The sequence below is a fragment of the Archangium violaceum Cb vi76 genome, assembly GCF_000733295.1.
GTDB lineage: Bacteria > Myxococcota > Myxococcia > Myxococcales > Myxococcaceae > Archangium > Archangium violaceum.
This window is the reverse complement of record NZ_JPMI01000122.1, coordinates 1-20741: the sequence shown is the minus strand read 5'-3', so window position 1 is coordinate 20741 and position 20741 is coordinate 1. Positions and strand designations below refer to the sequence as shown.

Sequence of the window (20741 nt, the reverse complement as noted above, 5' to 3'; positions counted from 1 at the left end):
TGACCAGGTCACCGCTGGACAGCGAGGATGCGACGGCCGGCCACATCGATGGCATAGGTGGCTTCCACATCCAGAAGAGGCCCCTCCTTTTCGCAGACCTTGGGGAGCAGCGTGATTCGGACGAACATCGCGCCCTCCGGTCCAGGGGAAGCAATCACTTCATACGACTCGCGCTGGTAGAGACACACTTCCTCCGGAGTGGCCCCTCGGTGGGGCTTCACGTCCAGGGGAAGGAAGTCGTCCATGGCGAGTTGCATGGCGGTGGCCACGGCCCCTGAGATGGTCGTCCGGGTCTCCTTCGGTAGCTCCAGGGGAAACTGGACGCGCGCCGCTTCCTCCGGTGGCGCATGGCGCGGGTGCTTGAACCAGGGGAGGAGCGAGCACGCTGGCAACAGCAGGACGAGCGGCAGAAGAAGCTTGCGCATCATCGAATCTCCACTCCGGAAGAGAGCCTGACGGACTGGCCCTCACGTGCCACAGCGTAACACGGCGCCCGGTGACCCCAGGGAGCCCCATCAACTCCAGGCCCGCGCCCGCCCGTCACTCCCGCGAGGACGAGACCGGCGTCGCGCAGCGGACGTCACGGGCGAGCATGGAGGAAGGCCCTCGCCCACGCCGAGGACGGCGCTTCCCGTGCGTGGAGGAGGAACCCACCTTGTCCCGCAGAGCACACGTGCCTGCAGGAGGGCCAGGTGATGAAACATCCCGCGTCGCCGAGAGTCGTCACCCTCGTAGGACCCCAGGGCGTGGGAAAGACGACCCTGTTCGAGTCGCTGTTGCGCTCCACGGGAGCCGAAGAGTTACGCACGTCGGGAGGTGGCGGTGCGGCCACCGGACGGAGCATGACGCTCGAGCTGTCCGTGGCCCACACGCGCTTCCTCGGGGAGGAGTGGACCTTCATCGACACCCCGGGCGCTCCCGAGTTCACCCAGGACGCACGCCAGGCCCTCATGGTGAGCGACGCGGCCGTGGTGGTGTGCGACGCCTCGCCCGAGCGCGCCGCGGCCCTCGCTCCCCTCCTCACCTTCCTGGATGCGCGGCGCATCCCCCACCTGCTCTTCCTCAACGTGCTCGAGGATGGCGGCTCGCCGGTGCGCGAGGTGCTCGAGGCGCTCCAGGCCGTCTCTTCCCGGCCGCTGGTGATGCGGGAGATACCGCTGCGCCAGGGCGGGCACCTGGTGGGCGTGGTGGACCTGGTGAGCGAGCGCGCCTGGGGCCAGGGCAAGGAGGGGAGGCCCGCGCTCATCTCCCTTCCGGACTCGGACAAGCCGCGCGAGGAGACGGCGCGGCGCGAGCTCATCGAGCGGCTGGCGGACCTGGATGACACGCTGCTCGCCCAGCTCCTCGAGGACGTGATTCCCCCGCCCCAGGCCCTCTACGAGCAGTTGGAGCGGGCGCTGCGCGAGGACCGGCTGGTGCCCGTCTTCCTGGGCTCGGCGGAGCAGGGCCTGGGCCTGGAGCGGCTGCTCAAGGGCCTGCGGCACGAGGCGCCCACGGTGGACGAGACGCGTGAGCGCCTGGGCCTTCCCAGCGAGATGCCCGTGCTGGTGCAGTCCTTCAAGACGCAGCACCAGCCGCACGTGGGCAAGCTGTCCATGGTGCGTGTCTGGCGCGGCGGGCTGCGAGAAGGAGACACGCTGGCCAACAGCCGGGTGGGCGGCGTGCAGCGGGTGCAGGGGACGAAACAGACGTCCGCCGGCACGGCCCGCGAGGGCGAGGTGGTGACCGTGTCCCGCGTGGACGGGTTGCGCACCGGAGACATCGCCGACGCCCAGGGCACACTCACGCCGAAGGACTGGCCCCTGGCGCCGCCGCCGGTGCACCAGCTCGCCATCGTCGCCGAGAAACGCACGGATGACGTGAAACTGACGAGCGCCCTGGCGCGGCTGGTGGAGGAGGACTCCTCCCTGTCGGTGGATCAGGAAGCGGACACGCAAATGCTCCTGCTCGGCGGACAGGGCGAGCTGCACCTGCGCCAGGCCCTCGAGCACCTGCGCACGCGCATGCGTGTCCCCGTGGTGACCCGGCAGCTGCCCATCCCCTACCGGGAGACGATCCGCAAGACGGGCTCGCACCATGCGCGATTCAAGCGGCAATCCGGCGGGCACGGGCAGTTCGGCGACGTCGTGGTGGACGTGAAGCCGCTGCCGCACGGAGAGGGCTTCCGCTTCGTCTCGGCGGTGGTGGGTGGCGCCGTCCCCAAGCAGTACATCCCCGCGGTGGAGGAAGGCGTGAAGGACGGCCTGAAGCGCGGGCCACTCGGCTTCCCCGTGGTGGACGTGGAGGTCACCCTCACCGGCGGCACCTACCACTCGGTGGACAGCTCGGATCAAGCCTTCCGCACCACCGGGCGCCTGGCCCTGGTGGAGGTCCTCCCCAAGCTGGAGCCGGTGCTGCTCGAGCCCATCCTCCAGGTGGACATCCACGTGCCCAACGAGGCCATTCCCCGGGCCCAGCGGCTCGTCACCAGCCGCCGGGGACAGATTCTCGGCTTCGACACGCACCCGGAGATACCGGGCTGGGAGGTGCTCACCGCCTATGTGCCGCAGGCGGAGATGCAGGGCTTCATCGTGGAGCTGCGCTCGGCCTCCTCCGGCCTGGGCAGCTTCGTCACGAAGCATGACCACTACTCGGAGCTGGTGGGCAAGCAGGCCGAGCGTGTGGTGAGCCACCAGCAGCAGGCCGCGGCGGAGCGATGACTCCCTCTCCCTCTGGGAGAGGGCGGGGGTGAGGGTCAGGGCGCGGGTGGCGAGAGCGCCCGCGGCCCCTCGGCGATGGCGGTGGCGAGGTTGCCCACCCCCACGGCCATGTCGAAGCCGGGCCGCCCGCCTCGGCACCACATCCGCTGAGAGAATGAGGTTCAGGGAGAAATGGTCGCCGCGGGTTGACAACACCCTTGGTTCGTCGGAGAGCGAGTACTTCGGCATATCCCCCCCATGTCGGGCGGGACACGCGGAGTATTCATGTCCAGTTGGGTTTCGAGGTGGAGCGCGGTTCCAGTCATCTCATGGCGTACCGGATGCGTGCTGGCATTGACTGTCAGCGCCCTCTCCGCTTGTAGGAACGGCGCGCCGGCCGATGATCCTCCGGTGGCCCAGAGCACCACGCTCCAGACGGCGGAGGACACGCGGCTGGAGGTGCACCTGCCGGCCTGCTGCAACCCGGGGCTCTCGTACAGCATCATCGACGCGCCGGACCACGGCACGCTGGGAGAAATCAGCGCCGATGGCGTCGTCACCTACATGCCAGGAGCCGGATTCAGCGGCAGGGACGAGTTCGTCTTCCGTGCCACGGACGACCAGGACCGGAGCGCCCAGGCCACGGTGGCCATCATCATCACGCCCGGGAACGACGCGCCCACCATCTCCCCGGTGGCCCACCAGAGCATCCCCGCGGGCGGCTCGACGGGCGCACTGGCCTTCACCGTGGGCGATGCGGATAGCGCCGCCGACAGCCTCACGGTCACCGCCACCTCGTCCAACACCGCCCTGGTGCCCAATGACCCCGCGAACCTCGTCCTCGGAGGCTCCGGCGCCAACCGGACCCTCGACGTGATTCCCGCCGCCGGAGCCAGCGGCACCACCACCATCACCCTGTCGGTGAGCGACGGCTCCGCCACCGCCAGCACCACCTTCATGGTCGACGTCACCGAGCTCTCGCGCCTCTTCTGGATGACGACCGGCGGGTCGCTGCGGCGGGTGGCCGTGGACGGCAGCAACCCGAGCGAGCTCCGGAGCGGTATCAGCGGGGCCTTCGCCATCGCCATCGACCCGGTCACCCAGGCCCTCTTCTACAACCGCGGCAGCGCCGTCGTCCGGGCGGACAGCGATGGCGCGAACCCGGTCGATATCGTGGCCAACGGCGGCGCCCCCTATGGGCTCGCCGTCGATTCGACCCGCCGCAAGGTGTACTGGTCCGATTTCAACGGAAACCGCGTCATGGTCGCCGAACTGGACGGCAGTAATCCCACACTGGTGCTCGGCGGCATCAACAGCCCTTCCGGCCTCGCGATCGATGAGCCCAATGGCAAGGTCTATCTCATCACCTACAACTCCACCCAACTCCTGCGGTTCGATCTCGATGGCTCCAATCTGGAGACGATCGATGCGAGTCCGGGCGGCCAGGGCGTGGGCGTGGCGGTCGATTCGAGCGGCGGCAAGGTGTACTACTCGACCCGCGGCGCCCACATCTATGTCGCCAACCTGGACGGCTCCAACCGCACGACAGTCGTGACCGGCCAGGGCTCGGTGCAGGGAATCGCCATCGATGTCGCGAAGGGGGACCTGTACTGGTCCGATCCGATGGCTGGAATGATTCGGACCGCCAGGCTGGCCGACGGCAGCGGTATCCGGGACGTGACCTCGAGCGGTGGCAACGGATGGAGCATGGCCCTCATGCCGGCGCGGTAGCGCCACCCGGGTGGGCGTGATTCCCCTGGGGAGAGACGAGGTCTCTTCAGGGGGCGGGTGGCGACAGCGCCCGCAGCCCCTCGGCGATGGCGGTGGCGATGTTGCCCATCAAATCCTGCCGCGCGTTGACGACATAGAGGTGCGGGGTGAGGGCCCACACCTCGCGCACCACGCGCCGGGGCGGTGGGGGCGGCTGGGTGCTCAGCTCGGCCTGGAGCAGGGGCAGCACCTTGTCGGACAGGCGCAGCGCGGTGTCCATGACGAAGATGGCCAGGTGGGGGCGCAGCGCGCGCACGCGCCGGAAGAAGGCGCCCACCTCGTCGGACGCCAGGTGCTTGGGCGGCGAGGACTTCATCTCCAGGTAGAGGAGCCGGCCCTCCGCCGCGGCCACCACGTCCAGGTCCCCGCCCACCTCGGGCGCGTGGAACTTCACCCCCACGGCCACGTCGAAGCCGAGCCGCCCGCGCAGCTCGCGCGCCACGTACCACTCCAGCGTGCCGCCGAAGTTGTGGGCCGGGTAGCGCAGGCGGTAGCGCCCGCCGTCCTCGCGCTCGGCGAGCCCGAGCTCCACCAGCGTCTCGGCCGTCTTCGCCGCCTGCGCGGCCCCCACGTAGCGCGTGGCCTCGGTGGGCGAGAAGCTGCCGTGCCGCAGGATGGCGCCCCGGAGGAAGAGGCGGAAGGAGTAGTGGCCGAGCTGTTCCGCCAGCTTCTCGGCCGCCTCGCTCTCGAGGTCCGCCGGAAAGGGCAGGTCCAACGGGGCCACGGTGGGCTGGAAGCCCCGGCGCACGAGCATGGCCAGGGCCTCGCTTCCGGCGGGCAGCAACAGCCTCGGCCCGGAGGGCGCCCCCGCGGCGTACACCTCCAGCTCACGAGCCGTGGGCAGGTTCCCGGACGGTGATGGCCGCTGTGTCATACCCTCCCCCTGGCCGCCGGACGGGCGCGGCCCCGTTCACTGACGCATCACAGATCGCAATCGACGTCGTTATAGGTGTTGAAGGGCACGCCCGCGACGAAACGGCTGCGCCCGCGAAACTACCACTGAACCGGCTCCTCCGCGGTGGAGCCGCCGGTGAGCCGCATCGCGTCAGGGATTGGAGCCTGCATGCCCCCCGGCCGGGCGGCCTCCGATGGGCCCTCGCTGCTAGGATGTGCCCGAGGTGGACCGAGGTCCACCGCACACTCAGGGGGCACATGAATTCCATCATCTATCGGTTGAGCTGCGCCGTGGCGCTGCTCACCGTCTACCCAGCGCTCGCGGCGCCACCCGCCCCGCAGGCGCCTCTCGATCCTTCGCGGATCGCCACCCACCTGGAAGCGGAGCTGAAGACAGCCCACCAGGCCATCGAGAACCACGGGGCCCGGATGGAGGGACTCCTGGCCCCCTCGCTCCGAGGGGACGCGCTCGCCACGGAGGCCCGGGCGCTGCGCTCCGAGTTCCCGGACTTCATCCGCGAGAACCCGCACCTCTTCGAGGAGCTCCTCGGAACGCTCCAGACGCTCGAGCGGCCCTCGCCGGAGGCGCTCCCGAAGCAGGGGCCCGGAATGGTCCGGCTCCTGAACGAGCAGCTGCGCCAGGGGCTCCACCGGTTCGGCCAGCGGGTCGGTGCGCCCCCCGCGCTCGTCGTCTCCGGCGGCGTGAGCCTGGGCTCGTACCAGGCCGGCTTCCTCTACTACTACACCCTGTTCCTCCACGACCGGGCCAGCGTGCTGCGCGCGATTCCCCCCGCGAACCGGGACTCGCTGCGCTCGCTCGGCATCGAGCTGCCGGATGAGGTTCCCAGCGGCTTCACCATCGTCACCGGTGCGTCGGCGGGCTCGGTGAATGCCCTGCTCTCGGCGTACGCGGGTTGCCGCGCGCCGGAGCGGAACCCCAGCAAGAGCCTCTTCTTCCAGACGTGGAACACGCTCGCCCTGGAGACGCTGCTGCAGCCGGGCAGCGTGGGCACGGACCATACCTTCTCGTCCAAGCCCGTCATGGAGGCCATCGAACGGCTCAAGAGCCTGGATCCCAGCGGCTGGCAGCAGTGCCGGTTCTCCCTGGGCGCGACGACCACCCGCCTCCAGAGCCGGGAGATCGACCTGGCCCAGGCCGGCAACATCCGCAGCCGCTCGGGAGAGCAGCTCCGTCTGGCGCGTTTCACGGAGAAGTTCCTGCTCACCGCCCAGGGGGACACCCGGCGTGCGCCCGAGTTCTGCCCCTTCCCGGGGTGTGATGGGCAGCCGCCGCCCGGCCCCACCTTCTATCCCCGGCTGGCCCAGCCCGAGGGTGGGCCCATCCCCCTGGACAACGTCTTCAACATGGTGGCCGCCTCGGGAGCATTCCCCACGGCCTTCGAGCCGCGCGTCATCGCCCACCGCTACTTCGACACCCGGACGGGCCAGTGGGTGGAGGACAGCACGGCCCGGTTCGCCGATGGCGGCATCTACAACAACAACCCGTTGGATCTGGCGCTGCGGATGTCCCAGTGGGAGGCGGCTCCGCTGCGCGGCAGCCACCGCTTCCTCTATTTCGATCCCAACGCCGTGGATTGGAAGTGGGCGCCCGAGCAGACCCAGCCCTTCGCGGGCCCCGGGCTGCTGGCCACCTACGAGCAGTTGCTGGCGGGCTTCGCCGGCACGGCGATGAGCGCCCAGCTCATGGACACGCTGGAGACGGAGCCGGAGGTGCGCGAGCGCATCGACGTGCCGGTCCGCCATGCGCCGCTGGCGGGTGAGTACCTGCTGGCCATGAGCGCCTTCCTGGACGAGGACTTCCGCACCTTCGACTTCCACCGGGGCATGGTGGACGCGTGGCACTTCGTGTCGAAGGAGTCGGACACCCGCATCCTCTTCGAGGAGCTGGCCCACGCGAACCCCGAGGCACCGCCCACGACGGTGGGGGTGGACTCTCCCCTCTTCGCGTGTTTCCTCGCCTTCGAGCAGTCCGTCGCCGACGAGCCGGCCACGTTGCCCGCGTGCGGCCAGCTCCAGACGGAGGAGAGCCAGAATGTCCTGTCGCTCATGGCCGTCTCGCGGAAGATGAGGAAGGACCCGACGCTGGCCCTGGGCAACAACTTCGAGCGCTTCACGGAGGCGCTCGCGACGCGGGGCTATGTGTTCCGCTCGGGGTTGCTGAAGGGGCAGACGGCCTCGGCGCTCCAGGGCAAGTTCCGTCAGGTCTTCGGGGACGCGGTGACCGAGCTGACGCACCAGCAGCCGGGCTCGCAGCAGTTGGGCTTCCAGGTGGCCACCAAGCTCGCCCTGGACAGCGCCATCGCCTACCAGCCGGTTCCGTTCTACTCGCTGGTGGGCATCACCTCGGGTGGCCTGGAGCTCGCGGTGTCTCCGTCGCTGATGCACTGGAAGGAGAAGGAGCTGCGGCTGCGCACGGGCATGCGGGTGTCCTACGGAGAGTCGGTGCGCTTCTCCAACGGGGTGAGTCCTCCGGATTTCGACACGGCGGCCTACGTCAGCGGTGCGTTCGGCTTCGGCCTGGCGCCCATCCGGTTCGAGGCGGGCCTGGGCCTGCTCACCGAGGCCTCGTACATTCCAGAGACGAGCAAATGGGTGGCGGTGCGTTTCGCACTGGAGGGCTCGGTGATGCTGGTGGCCGCCGAGCACCTGGAGATCAGCCTGCGTCCGAGGCTCTATCTGGACGGAGGCCGTGCGAGCTCGCCGTTGTATGTGCCCACCACCACCAGTCCCAACGCGCCCCAGCAGTTCGAGGCGATGGGACTGCTGCTCGGCGCGGGCTGGCGGTTCTAACGGACCCGCTCAGCACACGGAGGACCGTCTTCAGGGCGCCGGGGGAGGAACCCAGCGTGGGCCCGGCTCGGAGAACAGCTCATCCGGGCGCATGAAGATGTCCGTCGGCAACAGCTTTCCGAGCACCTGCTGCTGGTGTTGCTTGAGCTCCTTCGCCTCCACCACCTGCCAGGGGTTGGCCACGAGATCCAACGCCACCACGCCGTTGGCGAGCCGCTGGACCACGCCTCCGCTCCCCTCCAGGATGGGCAGGCCCCCCATCAGCTTGATCAACCGCGGGCCGAAGTACGTCCGGGTGAAGAGCGTGGTGGGCCCGCACTCCACATAGGCGTCCACGTGCTGCTGGCCGCTGGGGTTCATCGCCAGCGCTCGCGGGGCTCCCTCGAAGGCGATGTCGACCAGGCCGAATTCGAGCGGCAGCACGCTGGCGAGCTGGTTGGCGAAGTCGAAGTAGGGCGCGGCCTCCTCTGGCCCCAGCATCATCTGGGCCTCGACCTCCAGCCACCCCGGGCCGTCACCCAGGCTCCAGTTCGCCGTGTATAGCGGGCGCTGCGTCCGCCGCAGGGTGGGCAGGGACGGGTCCTCCTGTTTCCCCTCCTCGTCGCAGAAACGCTCTAGCGCGTCGCGCTGGTACGGCTCCCGGACCCGGGCGCTCTGACCCCAGTGGGTCGGCGCGAAGGTGGGGTTCCGCTCGAAGGCATCGATCAACGCACCCTTCCACTCCCAGGGTGTACGGGGAAGGATTAGTTCGATGCAGAGGCTCTCGATTCGGGCCATGCTCAGTCCACCTTGAACGTGATCGACTTGATGGCACCGGCCTTATAGGCCACGTGGAAGACGTAGTCCCCCATCTCCCACGCATCGAAGAACGGCTTGGTCCGATCCGGCTCACGCTTGAGTGCCTGCCGGATCTGCTCCCTGCTCGAATCGAAGCTCAATCCGAAGGGAATCGGGCCGCGGTACCCGCGCTTGCCCTGAGGCGCCTCCAGCATGATGTGCGTGACCCGCTTCGAGCGGACATCCGTGAGCACCGTCACTCCGGACTTCTCGAAGGTGTAGTACACGGATTCCGGAGCCCCGATCTCCTCGTCGACGTCGACCGTGCCAAGCGGAGCCACGAAGGCCTGCACTTCGGGCGCGTCATAGGTCTTTCCGACGAGTCCTCCCAGCATCTGCTCTCCCACTTGCCTCTCCTCCTGTGAATCGGTTCGCGACCTCATCCGCGGCTTCAGGCTAGATGAATCCCAGCGTCGTGCACAGCTTGTCGAGATCATCATACAGGCCGATGTCTTTGTTGCGCTGGTGGATGTCGTCGAAGGCTTCCTTGATCTGTTTGTCGGACCACCCATCGTTCTTGAGTGATTCCTTGAGGGCCTTCATGTCTTTCTTTGAAGCCACTTCCAGATCCCGGGCATCCTTGGCGATCTGCTTCGGGTTATTCCTTCCGCCATACGTGCGGCTGGAGCTGCGGTGGATGTTCCGCGACTCGTGCATGGCCGTGATGTAGTTGTGGAGCTTGCGGTACTCCGCCTTGGTGAGCGGGTTGCCCAGGTGTTTTTCGACCGCTTTCTTGCAGGCCGCGGAGGAGGGGATGTGGTCGCAGTCGATTCCCTTGTACTTGTTCTTGCGGACCAGGTTCCGGGCCTTGGAGTAGGAAAGGACCCTCAGCTTGCTGATGGCCGTGGTCTTGACCTTGTTGGCCTTGCCCTTCTTGGAGTGGGCGAGGCCCAGCACGTCGAACTGCACCAACGGGTTGGGCGCATAGGCATACAGGTTCGTGCCACCCTCCAGGTCGAGCGGATCGCTCTGGAGGTAGCGCCCGAGGACCGGGTCGTAATAGCGGTAGCGGTTGTAGAACAGCCCCGTGTCCGCGTCGTAATACTGGCCCGGCAGGCGGAGGTTGAGCTCGAACTGGCTGTCCGGTGCGACGGTGATGTGGCCGTAGGGCTCGATTCGGGAGGCGCGCCAGACGGTGCGCCCGGAGGCATCCTCGACGCGGAGGGGGGCTCCGGCCTGGTTCACGATGAGGGCGAAGACCTGGCCGCTCTCGGGGGCCGCATCCACCGAGGGGTAGTCGACGAACAGCACGGGCACGAGCGCGTCATGGCCCGCGTACACATAGAGCCGGAGCCTTCCCTGGGGTGACAGCTCGGCCGCGAGGCGGTCTCCATCCCAGAAGAACTCCCGCTGCCAGGTGCCCCGTCCGCAGCGGATGCGGCGCCCCAGTGCGTCATACCCGGCCGTCCAGGGCTCGCCCTTCCCATCCTCCACCCGCACCAGCATGTCCGCGCTGTCGTAGGTGTAGCGCGTGCGGGAGCCATCGGGCCGCTGGCGCTCGCTCAGGTGGGCGCGGACGTCATAAGCGAACGTCTCGTCATTGGCCTGGGCCAGCCGGTTGGCCTCGGCGAGCACGGTGTTCTCGAGCCCGGGCTTGCCCAGCAGGTTGCCCGCCGGATCCAACACGTAGTCGAAGCGGCCGTGGGGCCCCTCCTCGCGCGTGAGCCGGTGGGCCGCATCCGTGGTGTAGCGCGTCTGCCGGCCATCCTCCTCCCAGACGGTGGTCAGATCTCCATCGGACGTATACGCGTAACGGGTCCACCGGGGAGGATGAACCCCCTGGAAGTCCTGCCTCCAGGTGAGGTGGCTCAGGAGCCGCCCCTCGCCATCGTACTGGGTGAGCTCTCGCAACCCCTGCGCATGCTCCCGCAGCAGCAGGCCGCGCTCGTCCCACCAGAACAGGTGCTCCCCGCCGGTGGGATCACCCAGCCGCCGCAAGGGGTCTCCCGCCGTGCCCTCCAGCGACCACGCGAAACGTCCGAGCACGGTGGTGACGCAGCGCGAGCCCCTCCACCGGCGTTGGATGCCCCGGCCGTCCCGCAGATCACCGCGGAGCTGCCCGAAGAGATCATGCCGCAGTTCCACCTCGTGGTCCCCGGTGGAGGCACGGATGACGCGGCCCTGATCATCATGCTCGAGCAGGTGGACCCCGCCGGAGCCGAGGTGGCGGGTCTCCACCCGCTCTCCGTCCTCGTACTCCATGCGCAGCAGCACACGCCCCAGCGCGTCCTGCTTCTGGAGCAGCCGATCGCCCATGTCCCAGGTGTACTGCTCGTGCAGCCGCCCGTTGCGGGCGATCTTCACCGGGCGATCCTTCTCGTCATACTCGTAATCGCTCTGCGTGCCCGCCGGGTCCACGACACGCGCCACCTGCTCGGTGGAGGAGTAGCCATACCGGGTGACGGCGCCCAGCGGATCCTCCACCGCGGTGACGAGATTCCAGCGGCCAATGCGTTGCTGCCAGATGCGGCCATCCGGGTCCCGGTAGCCCACTTCGTTCCCGGCCCGGTCATGGACCCAGCGGTGGTTGCGCCCTTCGGGGTCCACCTCGGACACCACCCGGCCCAGACCATCGTACGTGCGCACCGGCTCCGCGCTCCTGCCCCCCGGGTACACCTGGAGCAGCGTGGACAGCGGGGACTTCAACTCCCCTGGAACCCGCGAGAGGAGCGGGGGTTGCCCTCCCCGTGCGACCTGGGGAGGCACGTCCCGGTCGCTGCCCAGCAACAAACCGAGCGGTGTCTCGGGGAGCGGCGTGCGCCCGAGAGGCTCGGGCTGGGGCTGGACCTCCGCCGGAGGCAGCACCCGCTGGTAGGGATCCAACTGCCCCAGCAGCGCCCCCTGCGCGTCATAGAGCATCCGCGTGACGCGCCCCCCGGAGTCGATCTCCCGCAGGACCCGTCCATCCTCGGCGACCTCACGCTTGAGCACGCCCCCGTAGGGATCGACGAGCTCGAGCAGGGTGTGGTCCTCGTTGTAGCGGAAGACGTGAACCCCGCCGGAGCGCTCGGTGACGCGCGTTTCCCAGCGCTCCGGGTCATATTCCAGACGCGTCCACCACAGCCCATCCTGCCCGGCTGTCTCGATGCAGCGGCCCTCCTGGTCATACTTCCACCAGAAGCTGTAGCCATTCGGGTCGCGCATGCGGGTCCACCGGTGCGCGCCGTCATACGCGTACTGGTAGCCGCCGCCCTCCGCGTCACAGGAGGTGACGAGGTGGCCCTGGCGGTCATAGGTATAACGGGCGAGGCATTGGGGCTCGCGGCCGCCCATCCGGAGCAGCTCCAGGAGCAGGCCGGCGGCGTCATATTTGAGCCGGTAGCGGACGCGGCCCGCGGGCGACACCTCTTCGAGCTGGACCAGCCGCTCCTCATCCCAGCTCAACTCGAGCCGTTGCGAGCCGGACTGCACGGCGCGCAGTGTGGCGACGTGGCTGGCGGGCGGGGCTTCGAGGTGGAGCACCGGGCCATTGCCCTCGCGGAGGGTGAACTGCCGGGAGCCCGTCCGCCGGAGCACCACGCCATGGAGCGAGGCCTCATGGGTTTCGGCGTCCAGCGGCTCGAAGTCCACGACGCGCCCGGTGGGGTCCTCATAGCGCCACACCTGGGACGAGAGGTGCAGGGTGTGCTGGTACTCATGGCGGAAGCCCCAGCCGAGCGGGCCGTAGAGGTCCGCCCGCGCCGTGGAGTAGTAGCGCCGCCAGCAGAAGAGTCCCGGGGGGGGCGAGCGCGCGTCCAGGAAGTCATCGAAGTTGGCCCCGGTGATGACATCCACCGGGTGGCCACCATTGCAGTGCACACCGTTCTGCGCCTTGCGGGAGCCGCGGGCCTTGCGCACCTTGGAGACGAGCGCCCCCAGGACGGCCATGCCCGCCCTCATTCCCAGCGCCATCAGCGACACCGTGGGCGGGCCACCAATGACCACGGGAACGGGAATGGAGAGCACCAGGGTCGTGGGCAGGACCAGGCTGGCCATCGACTTCTTCTTCCTGCGCCTCGGGAAGGGAGGTACGCCAATGTCCTGGCAGCTGAGCACCGGCAGGGCCAGATGGCTGAAGGGCTCGTCCTCCACCAGCACCGTGGAGCTGCCCATGAAGATCTCCGCCTCGTTGGCGGGAGGCTTGGCGAACACCCCTCCAATGGGGAAATGCGGAGGCAGGGCGATACCGCCCGTTCCGGCCTGGGCCCGCGGCAATCCACCGACGAAGACGGTCGTGCCCAGGATGGGCACATAGTCCATGGGATCGAAGACGATGCCCACGAAGGGGTGCGGGATGGGGACCACCGCGCCGGGCGGGGTGATGATGAGGTGGATGTCGATCCCCAGCAACGGATCCAGGTGCTTCGCCGCGGGCATCATGCCTGGGGAACTCCAGGGGAAGTGGGTTGCCACTCCGGGCCGAGCAGGTGCTCCATCTGTTGCTCGAGCTCCGTGCGCTTGTCCTTGAAGTGGACCTGCTCGGTGAGCCGCAACAGGTCGGCTCCCGCGTAACCGAGGGTGGAGTTCTGGCGCGCGGGCGCGTCCATGAGCTGGGCGGCCTCGAGCGCCCGCGTGCCGCAGTGCCAGGACTCCTCCCAGGACTGGGCCTGCTCGTGGCACCAGGCGGCCATCCGCCAACCCTCCAACTCCATGAGGGGATCGCCAATCTGGGCGGCCAACGCGGCCACCTGTTCATAGACAGAGGCGGCGTTCTTCCAGTCCGCGGAGGCGACCAGGGCGGAACCCACCGCCAGGCGTGACTGCAAGAGGAGCCGGGCGCCGCTCGGATCCCCTTCCTCCTGGGCCAGGAGCGCGACGGCCTCGGCCTGGCGGTACTCCGCGAGGGCCGCCTTGGGCCCCTCCGCGGACAGCAGCCCCGAGCCGAGTGCGACCCACGCGACCACCTGGAGGTGCCTCCACCCCCGCGCCCCCGCCATCTCCACCGCCTCGGTCCTGCACTGCTCGGCCCGCCGCAGATCTCCAGCGCCCAGGGCGCGGCTCATCTGCACGAAGAGGTGGCGGAAGCGGCCCTCGGGCGTGTCCAGGTCCCCGGCGGCCTCGGAGATCTCCTCGAGCGCGGTGGCCATGTCCAGCCCCGCCACGCAGGTGTGGATGAGCCGGGGGGTGCCACGCGCGACCTGCTCGAGCGCGCTCCGCTCGCCCGGCTCCGGGCAGACCCAGCGCACGGGAGCGGCGAAGGGCCCGCGGACGGCACGCTCCACCCACTGGGCCCAGGCTTTCTCGGAGGCCATCGACTCGGGCATGAGCACGAGCGCCACGTGACGGAAGCGTGGCGAGTAGTGCTGATGGATCGACGCGGCGAGTGCCATGACGGAGAGGGGGGCGGCCTCCGGGGCCACACGAGGCGGTTGCCAGGAGGACTCCACTCCGGCCGCCGCGAGGCGCTCGCGCAGTGCCGCATGCCGGGTGAGCAGCTCCTGGGCAAGTGCATGGTCGTAGTGCTCCGGGGAGCGCAGCGGCGAGGTGAGGCGCAGGAACAGGTCGGGTCCCGTGCCGCTCCCATGCTCCTCGACGGTCAGGAGCGTCTCCAGCATGGACAACTCATCGCTGGCGAATACCCAGTGCAGGAGGCGCGACTCGGGCAGCGCGATGAAGGTACGCCACTGGGTGCGCAGGCGCTCGAGCCGCTCGAGAACGGGCTTGCGTAGCTTCGGCAGTTCCATAGGCAGCTGGCAGGCGTAGCACACTTCACCCATGAAAGGCCTCGAGCCCGCGCATGCCGAAGTGGGAGCTTCAGTCACAACAGCCGTGTCCTCCCTGACTGGGCACGAAGTGCGGAGCAGCGCGTGGCCCAGCGCGAGTGTGTTGAACTTCGAGCCGGGAGCGGAGTTCCTCTACAACAACACCGGCTACACGCTGCTGGCGGTGATCGTGAAACGCGTGTCTGGCAAACCGCCGCGGTCGTTCGCCGACGAGCGGATCTTCCGGCCGCTCGGCATGACGGACACGCATTTCCATGACGACCACACGGAGCTCGTGCGCGCGCAACGGCTCACGGCAGCGGACGCACCGGCGCCACGAACGGGCAAGAGCACGGCGAAGGTGCGTGACCGCTGATGACCCCACCGGGCGGAGGTGCTCCGCGCCCTCCCGGGATGGCCAGGTCCTTGCACTCACCCTCGTTGACCCCCCAAGACGAGCAGCGTTTCCCCGTCGGGTGTCGCCGGCCATGCAACACGGGCCCTCCGGCCCCGTTGTCCCCGAGTCCACGGTTTCCGGACGAAGCGGACTGCGCGCCCCTATGCCATGAGGGCGCTCACCCCCTGGCACCGAAGTTGAAGAGCTCCCGCTCCGTCCAACCCCCATCCTGGTCACGGACAAGGAGATGTTCATGCGTTCGCTGCGAAGCCTCGGAAACTCGTACTGGGCCGCCCTGCTGGCCCTGGTCCTCCCCGTCGCGCAGAGCCATGCGCAGCAGTGCGTGAAGACGGAAGGGCTGAACGCCTGCGCCATCGGCAAGGCCCAGCTGAAGCAGTACGACGAGACCAGTGTCCTGCTCACCAACCTCGGGACGACGGGCCAGGACGGTGCCTCCATCTCCCTGGGACAGGCCACGGATTGGACGGCCGCGTTCGAGACCTCTTCCAAGGATCCCGAGCAGAAGACCACGTTCACGGCCGTGTCGGACGGCGCCGCGATCAGCACCACCACCAGCATCCGGAAGGGAGACTCGACGGAGATCTCCGCCACCTTCACCGGCGCGGGAGCGGAGTCCACCTACATGGTCCAGGCCTATCGCCAGGGTGCGTTGGTGGCCGAGGTCAGGAACGTCCTGACCGGGCAGCCCGCCGCCATCGCCATCCCCGTTCCGGGCGGAAACGGTCCCTCGTGCCGCCCCTACTACCAGTCGGTCGACGCCTGCCGCGATAACTGTTTCCAGATGCAGTACAACTCCTGCAACTACTGCGAGACCCGGTGCCCTCGCCCCATCGGGTTCCATAACGTGCACCTCGAGCAGGCCCACCTGGGTGCGTGCCGCTGGGTCATCCGCGATACGATCCGTCCCGTGATCCTCGCGGACGGCAACACCGTGGAGGCCGACGAGCTCGTCCTGACCGAGGAGGTTCGTGCCTCGGGCAGCTACCCCTACCTGAGCTTCGAGCGGATCCTCTTCCAGGCCACGGGTGGCACGGCGCGGATCGGCGACCAGACCATCGGCGTCAGCAAGTAACCCTGTCTTCCCGGAGCGGAAGGTGGGAGCCCGCGCTCCCCTCTTCCGCTCCGAGTGCCTGGCGTCAGAGGCGGACCAGCGTTCGCGCCGGGGGGTGCGTATCGCCGTAGGCGATGCCCATCTGGGGCAGCATGGCCTGCCAGGGGCTGTAGGGCTCGCCCGGGGAGACCTGGATCGCCGAGCGATCGACGGCCTGGAGGTTCGGTGACAGGGCGCAGAGCCGGTGATGTTCATTCACCCAGCGATGGGGATTGGAGACGTAGTCCCCGGGACTCTTGCGGACGCGCCGCTCCTGCCGGCGGAAGCCGTTGACGAGCGGGTTGCCCTTGGCCGCCGCTTGCGTCTTGATCGTCGTGCGGTTCGCCCTGAGCGTGTCATAGGCATCGAGGATCTGCGGCACCGTCAGGTTCCCATGCTTGGGCGGGTGGCTGAACTTCGTCCCGTGCGCCAGCAGGAACTTGTACGCCAGGTGCGCGCACAACCTCGCGCTCTGCGGCGCGTTGCCCTTGGTCGTGAAGACCACGTCCGAGTGATTGCCCGGCAGCGGCAGGAAGTGCACCTGGGGGGCCGGGGCCTGCCCCGTGGGCGGGCTGAGCACGCGCAGATCCTGCGCGTCGAGCGCCTGGAAGGTGGAGCGGTCGTCATCCACGGCGAGGATGACCAGCATGTCCTGCACGTTGGGGGGGATGAAGCGGATGTCGTCGGTGATGGTGGTGTATCCACCTGGCACGGGATCGATGGCGAAGATGTTGAGCTTCAGGCTCATGCCGAAGATCTCGTAGAGCTTGTTCGCCTGCTTGATGCAGGTGACAGCGCCACGGCTCCACCCCATCAGGTTGACCGTGTCGATCTTCATCTTCCGCTCGAACAGGAGGTGCGTGAGCATCCAGGACGCGCGGTAGACGTTGTCGTCCCAGCCCGTGCCCAGGGCCCGCCCCGTGGTCTGGATGTTCTTCGGGGTATGTCCCACGAAGCCCTTGCGGAAGGAGGACATGGGGATCTCCGACCGCGTCATCACCAGCTCGGTGTGGGGATTGGTGAGGGAGGGCGGAGTCATCAACAGCTCGTGCTTCTGGGCGAAGGGATTCTCCCGCCAGTCCTTGGAGGTGTTGAGGATGGGGTTCTCGACACCGGGGTGGGCATGGGCCATGCCGCGCACCCCTTTCCGAGGCCCCTGGGCGGTGACGGCATCGGAGCCGGGTCCCTCGCAGATCATGAACGTGGGAGCCTTGGCCTCCAGCCGGAAACCGGAGGGGTTATGGTTCGTCTGCTGCGCCTGCACGACGCGCGCCTCGCTCCCCGCCGCCGCATCGTGGAGCTCGGTGACGACCTCATGCTTGTCCATGTCACGGTGGAAGTCCGTTCCATGATTGTAGATGGTGAATACCCGTGACATGGGGGGGCCTTTCCTGGCTCACATGAAGCGGCTGTACCAGTTGGAATACGGTCGGGCGGGATCGTGGCCGGGGGCGTGATCCGGGTAGGTGAACTCCCGGTAATAGACGCCGAAGTTCTTCGCGATATCCATCACCTCGTGGAACCGGTGGATGGGGTGGACCCCCTGCAGCATCGTCCGGTTCCAGAAGGCGAAGAGGGCCCAGGCCACCGCCTCGTAGTGATCCAGGTTGTTGCCCGAGGCCCACTTCACGAGCTGCATCAGGCGCAGCGTCGTCCACGAGTGCGAGGCCCACATCAGCATGTCCTTGTCGCGCGCGCTCTGGGTGACCTCGACGCTCTCGTTGGGAGTGGACAGGGTGTTGCGGTAGTCGTCGCCCAGCTTGATGTTCACCGTGACGACCTGGCCGCGGAGGTCCGTGTACTGGAAGGAGCCGAACTCGTACTGCTCCTCCTCGTGGATCAACCCCTGGCCCGCCGTCTTCTTGGGGAAGTGCTTGCGAGGCGTCCCATCGCGCTCGTACTTGCTGAGGAAGTACTCCATCAGATCGTGATAGATGGCGATGTTGGTGGTGACCCAGGCGGGATTGGGATTCTGGATGTAGCTGGCGATGCCGATGCCGAAGCGGGTCCTCCGGTAGTAGATCCAGTACGCTCCGGAGAAGGTGCGCAGCTCGTTGAGGATGCGGGTTCGCCGGTAGGTGCCCAGTCCCATCACCCGGTTGTAGATGGCCAGGAGGGCACCCGCGAGGCCCTGTTCGATCTCCGCGCTGTTGTTGGCCTCGGCGGCCAGGCGGTTCTCGATGGTGATGCTCGGGCGGGACCGGTGCTCGAACACCGCCGCCTTGAGCAGGTCTCCGTAGTTGGCGTACTGGCGGGTGTGGAGCTTCTTCGCCATCGAGCCCACCTTGGGAACGAGCTCCAGGTAGCCGCCGCCGATCCACCCCTTGAGGATGGTATTCACCGCCTGCGTGTTCGCGTTGTAGTAGGTGCGCGCCGCGCCATAGATGGGATCATTCGCCGCCGGGAACTGGGCGGCCGCGCTCGCCACCGAAGCCACCGTGGTGAATGGCCCATTGCGATCGAACGACCTCGAGGGATGGGTGAGTACCTGGACCGCCATTCCGACCTCCCTTGTGTCCTGCACATGCTAGACAAGGTCTATCAGTGAGACAAGCCGACAATCCCAGTAAAACGGGAGCCCATGGAGGGGACCAGGCCCTTGCGAGACGGCCGCGTGTAGCCCGGAGCCTCGATGCACGCCCTCGAAACTCCAGGGGCAGCACTCCATCCCACTCGGAGAGCCGCCCGGCACCGTGGGTGCTCACCCTCGGGCTGGCGGCGATGGAGTCCATGAGGCCTTCACAACCCGGCCCGGCGAGGCGTCCTGGACGTGTGCGGGCCCGCCCTGGCGTCTCCAGCTGTCGGGCTCCGCGCTCCGAGACCTGAAAACGCAACGCAGGTGCCCAATGCCGACTGGCTTCATTGAAGGTGTGAATCTGGCGAAGAAAACGATTCTGAGGCTGGCCGAAGCACCAGAAGATGCCTGGGATCAAGCGCTGGTGGATACGAAGCTCCGGGAAGTCATCTCCTCGCTCGACCTGGAACAAAAGCTGCTCGACCCTGGCGTGAAGGCGAGCCACCTGGCCGCGGCCCTCGCCTCCCTCGGGCTCGCCCCGTGGGCTCCCGTGTGGCGCAACCTCGGCAACTACCAGGTCAGTGCCAGCGATGGCATGACGAGCGGCTCGAATCGCAAGGCAGTCTATTCGTTGGGCTCGAATGCGGTGGTGGAGCAGAACGCGTGCAACCTGGCCGACAAGCCTGGGTACGTCCGGATCTCGTACAAACAACTCCGCGAGTTGCAACCGGAGGACAAGCTCACCCTTGTCGCGCTCGGCGGGCCCGGAGTCTTTGGCGGCTTCACGCCCACGGACCTGGCTGTCTATTTGAAGAGAGCCAACGTGACCGGGCTCGGGACCCTGAGTCTGAAGGGCCGGAGCAGCTCGGCCTTCGCTGGCGACCTGCTCCGGGCCCTCGAGCAGCAGGACATCACGGTGAAACGCATCACCGCGCGCAACAAGCCGGTGACCATTACCGCACAGGGGCGGGCCCTGGCCTGGGATGGTGAGCGCTGGTTGCACAAGGCGAAGGGCTCGAAGGTCGAAGCCAGCCGGGTGGGGCAAGAGGTCGTCGTCAAGGAAATCTATTCGCATGACGAGGCACTGGAAGAGGGCATCGGCAGCGTGCGGGAGTGGATGAACGCGGGCTCTCTGTCTTTTCGCGTCGTGGACGCGAAGTCCACGCTCGAGTCCCTGCTGGACGCCTCGGGTCTGTCGCGGACCCTCGCCACGGCTCGTGACGCATTCCAGTCGTTCGAGCGCGCTCTCGACGTGGTGGAGAAGACCGGGCTCGACGCGAGCAAGAGCAAGGCGCGTGATGGGACTCCACTGGTCGCCATCGTGAAGACACTCTCGCGTGAGCTCTCCACGCTCTCCGCGTGCGTGGCCGAGGCGGGGCCCTCGCCGGATGTCTCGAGGCTCGGGCCCCTGCTCGATGCGCTCTGTTGGATCGCCAGCCAATGGGCCGCGGCCACGGAGTCGAACGATGTCGAGAGCGAGCTCCTGTCCACGCGGCGGGGGGCCATCGGGCAGCTCGTCGGAGAGCTGGGGCGGCTCGACACGGGCATCTCCTGTCTCCGCGAGGCCGTCATCGCCACCCTGCTTTGGCCCGAGCTCGAGGTGCCCACATCAACGAAGAAGGAGCTGACGTCGTTCTGCCGTGAGGCGAGGATCGACCCCAAGAGCTTGGAGAAGCTGCTGGAGGATCTACAAGACCAGAAGTGGATGAGGACCGACACGTCCAGATCCATCGCCGTGTACAAGGTGATGCCGGGCTACTATCAATACCTGTTGAAGAAGTACCCGGAACAGCTGGCACTGCTCAATGCAGCGCTCGACTATCTCCAGCAACGCTCCATCCGTCATGAGAACAGGGCGGAGGTGTACAACAGCCTCCGCGAGAAGCTCCGCAGGGACACCTACCGCGATTGGTTCCACCAGTTCGCGACCACTGTTGGCCTGCTCGCCGCCAACACCACCCTGCCGAAGCCAGAGATGGTCAAGCTGCTGAAGCTCTCACTCACCCAGTTCCAGTTCAATGCCACGTATTCGGTGGAGGACAGTGTC

The 20741-nt window shown here is 67.8% G+C and carries 14 protein-coding genes; 6 read left to right on the top strand and 8 right to left on the bottom strand.

What is annotated here, in order from left to right; all coding sequences use genetic code 11:
• Positions 1-8: 8 nt before the first annotated feature.
• Positions 9-428 (bottom strand): hypothetical protein, encoded by a 420-nt coding sequence (locus Q664_RS18275; RefSeq protein ID WP_043396873.1) that lies wholly within the window; start codon positions 426-428, stop codon positions 9-11.
• A 267-nt stretch (positions 429-695) separates the two neighbouring features.
• On the opposite strand from Q664_RS18275, the gene Q664_RS18270 reads away from it, so the two are divergent.
• The gene (locus Q664_RS18270; RefSeq protein WP_043396869.1) at positions 696-2699 is read left to right on the top strand and encodes an elongation factor G; all 2004 of its coding nucleotides are present in this window, start codon (positions 696-698) and stop codon (positions 2697-2699) included.
• A 324-nt stretch (positions 2700-3023) separates the two neighbouring features.
• Positions 3024-4409 (top strand): Ig-like domain-containing protein, encoded by a 1386-nt coding sequence (locus Q664_RS18265; RefSeq protein WP_235216756.1) that lies wholly within the window; start codon positions 3024-3026, stop codon positions 4407-4409.
• Positions 4410-4455: 46 nt separating this feature from the next.
• On the opposite strand, the gene Q664_RS18260 is transcribed toward Q664_RS18265, so the two are convergent.
• Positions 4456-5322, bottom strand: a complete 867-nt coding sequence (locus Q664_RS18260; protein WP_043396864.1) for a hypothetical protein — start codon at positions 5320-5322, stop codon at positions 4456-4458.
• Between the two features lie 278 nt (positions 5323-5600).
• On the opposite strand from Q664_RS18260, the gene Q664_RS18255 reads away from it, so the two are divergent.
• The gene (locus Q664_RS18255; protein ID WP_043396863.1) at positions 5601-8153 is read left to right on the top strand and encodes a patatin-like phospholipase family protein; all 2553 of its coding nucleotides are present in this window, start codon (positions 5601-5603) and stop codon (positions 8151-8153) included.
• A gap of 30 nt (positions 8154-8183) precedes the next feature.
• Here the strand turns inward: Q664_RS18255 and Q664_RS18250 are convergent, their stop codons facing one another.
• Genes Q664_RS18250 through Q664_RS18235 form a run of 4 tightly spaced genes read right to left on the bottom strand, consistent with a single transcriptional unit; the run spans position 8184 to position 14653 of the window.
• On the bottom strand, positions 8184-8930 hold the full coding sequence (locus tag Q664_RS18250; protein ID WP_152622183.1) for a hypothetical protein: 747 nt from the start codon (positions 8928-8930) through the stop codon (positions 8184-8186).
• 2 nt (positions 8931-8932) lie between these two features.
• Positions 8933-9337: a hypothetical protein gene (locus Q664_RS18245; RefSeq protein ID WP_043396858.1), complete on the bottom strand. Its 405-nt coding sequence runs from the start codon at positions 9335-9337 to the stop codon at positions 8933-8935.
• A gap of 49 nt (positions 9338-9386) precedes the next feature.
• Positions 9387-13349 carry an RHS repeat-associated core domain-containing protein gene (locus Q664_RS18240; RefSeq protein ID WP_043396856.1) on the bottom strand — a complete coding sequence of 1321 codons (3963 nt, stop codon included), beginning with the start codon at positions 13347-13349 and terminating at the stop codon, positions 9387-9389.
• Positions 13346-14653, bottom strand: a complete 1308-nt coding sequence (locus Q664_RS18235) for a hypothetical protein (RefSeq protein ID WP_043396854.1) — start codon at positions 14651-14653, stop codon at positions 13346-13348. Before Q664_RS18235 ends, Q664_RS18240 begins: the two co-directional genes overlap by 4 nt.
• An 85-nt stretch (positions 14654-14738) precedes the next feature.
• Here Q664_RS18235 and Q664_RS56400 point away from each other — a divergent pair, with 85 nt between their 5' ends.
• Together Q664_RS56400 and Q664_RS18225 are read left to right on the top strand one after the other, a co-directional pair.
• Positions 14739-15047 carry a serine hydrolase gene (locus tag Q664_RS56400; RefSeq protein ID WP_235216755.1) on the top strand — a complete coding sequence of 103 codons (309 nt, stop codon included), beginning with the start codon at positions 14739-14741 and terminating at the stop codon, positions 15045-15047.
• A gap of 274 nt (positions 15048-15321) precedes the next feature.
• A complete protein-coding gene (locus Q664_RS18225) occupies positions 15322-16161 on the top strand; it encodes a hypothetical protein (protein ID WP_043396850.1) in 840 nt (279 codons plus the stop codon).
• 64 nt (positions 16162-16225) lie between these two features.
• On the opposite strand, the gene Q664_RS18220 is transcribed toward Q664_RS18225, so the two are convergent.
• The gene (locus Q664_RS18220; protein WP_043396848.1) at positions 16226-17557 is read right to left on the bottom strand and encodes a hypothetical protein; all 1332 of its coding nucleotides are present in this window, start codon (positions 17555-17557) and stop codon (positions 16226-16228) included.
• A gap of 18 nt (positions 17558-17575) precedes the next feature.
• Positions 17576-18679 (bottom strand): hypothetical protein, encoded by a 1104-nt coding sequence (locus tag Q664_RS18215; RefSeq protein ID WP_043396846.1) that lies wholly within the window; start codon positions 18677-18679, stop codon positions 17576-17578.
• Positions 18680-19118: 439 nt separating this feature from the next.
• Here Q664_RS18215 and Q664_RS18210 point away from each other — a divergent pair.
• Positions 19119-20741: hypothetical protein (locus Q664_RS18210; RefSeq protein ID WP_152622181.1), on the top strand; the 1623-nt coding region annotated here is incomplete at its 3' end.

Bases quoted from the DNA above. Each gene is read 5' to 3' on its own strand.
- Q664_RS18235 (WP_043396854.1), bottom strand. From the start codon at position 14,653: ATGGAACTGCCGAAGCTACGCAAGCCCGTTCTCGAGCGGCTCGAGCGC.
- Q664_RS18250 (WP_152622183.1), bottom strand. From the start codon at position 8,930: ATGGCCCGAATCGAGAGCCTCTGCATCGAACTAATCCTTCCCCGTACA.
- Q664_RS18275 (WP_043396873.1), bottom strand. From the start codon at position 428: ATGATGCGCAAGCTTCTTCTGCCGCTCGTCCTGCTGTTGCCAGCGTGC.
- Q664_RS18240 (WP_043396856.1), bottom strand. From the start codon at position 13,349: ATGATGCCCGCGGCGAAGCACCTGGATCCGTTGCTGGGGATCGACATC.
- Q664_RS18215 (WP_043396846.1), bottom strand. From the start codon at position 18,679: ATGGCGGTCCAGGTACTCACCCATCCCTCGAGGTCGTTCGATCGCAAT.
- Q664_RS18220 (WP_043396848.1), bottom strand. From the start codon at position 17,557: ATGTCACGGGTATTCACCATCTACAATCATGGAACGGACTTCCACCGT.
- Q664_RS18270 (WP_043396869.1), top strand. From the start codon at position 696: ATGAAACATCCCGCGTCGCCGAGAGTCGTCACCCTCGTAGGACCCCAG.
- Q664_RS18260 (WP_043396864.1), bottom strand. From the start codon at position 5,322: ATGACACAGCGGCCATCACCGTCCGGGAACCTGCCCACGGCTCGTGAG.
- Q664_RS18255 (WP_043396863.1), top strand. From the start codon at position 5,601: ATGAATTCCATCATCTATCGGTTGAGCTGCGCCGTGGCGCTGCTCACC.
- Q664_RS18225 (WP_043396850.1), top strand. From the start codon at position 15,322: ATGCGTTCGCTGCGAAGCCTCGGAAACTCGTACTGGGCCGCCCTGCTG.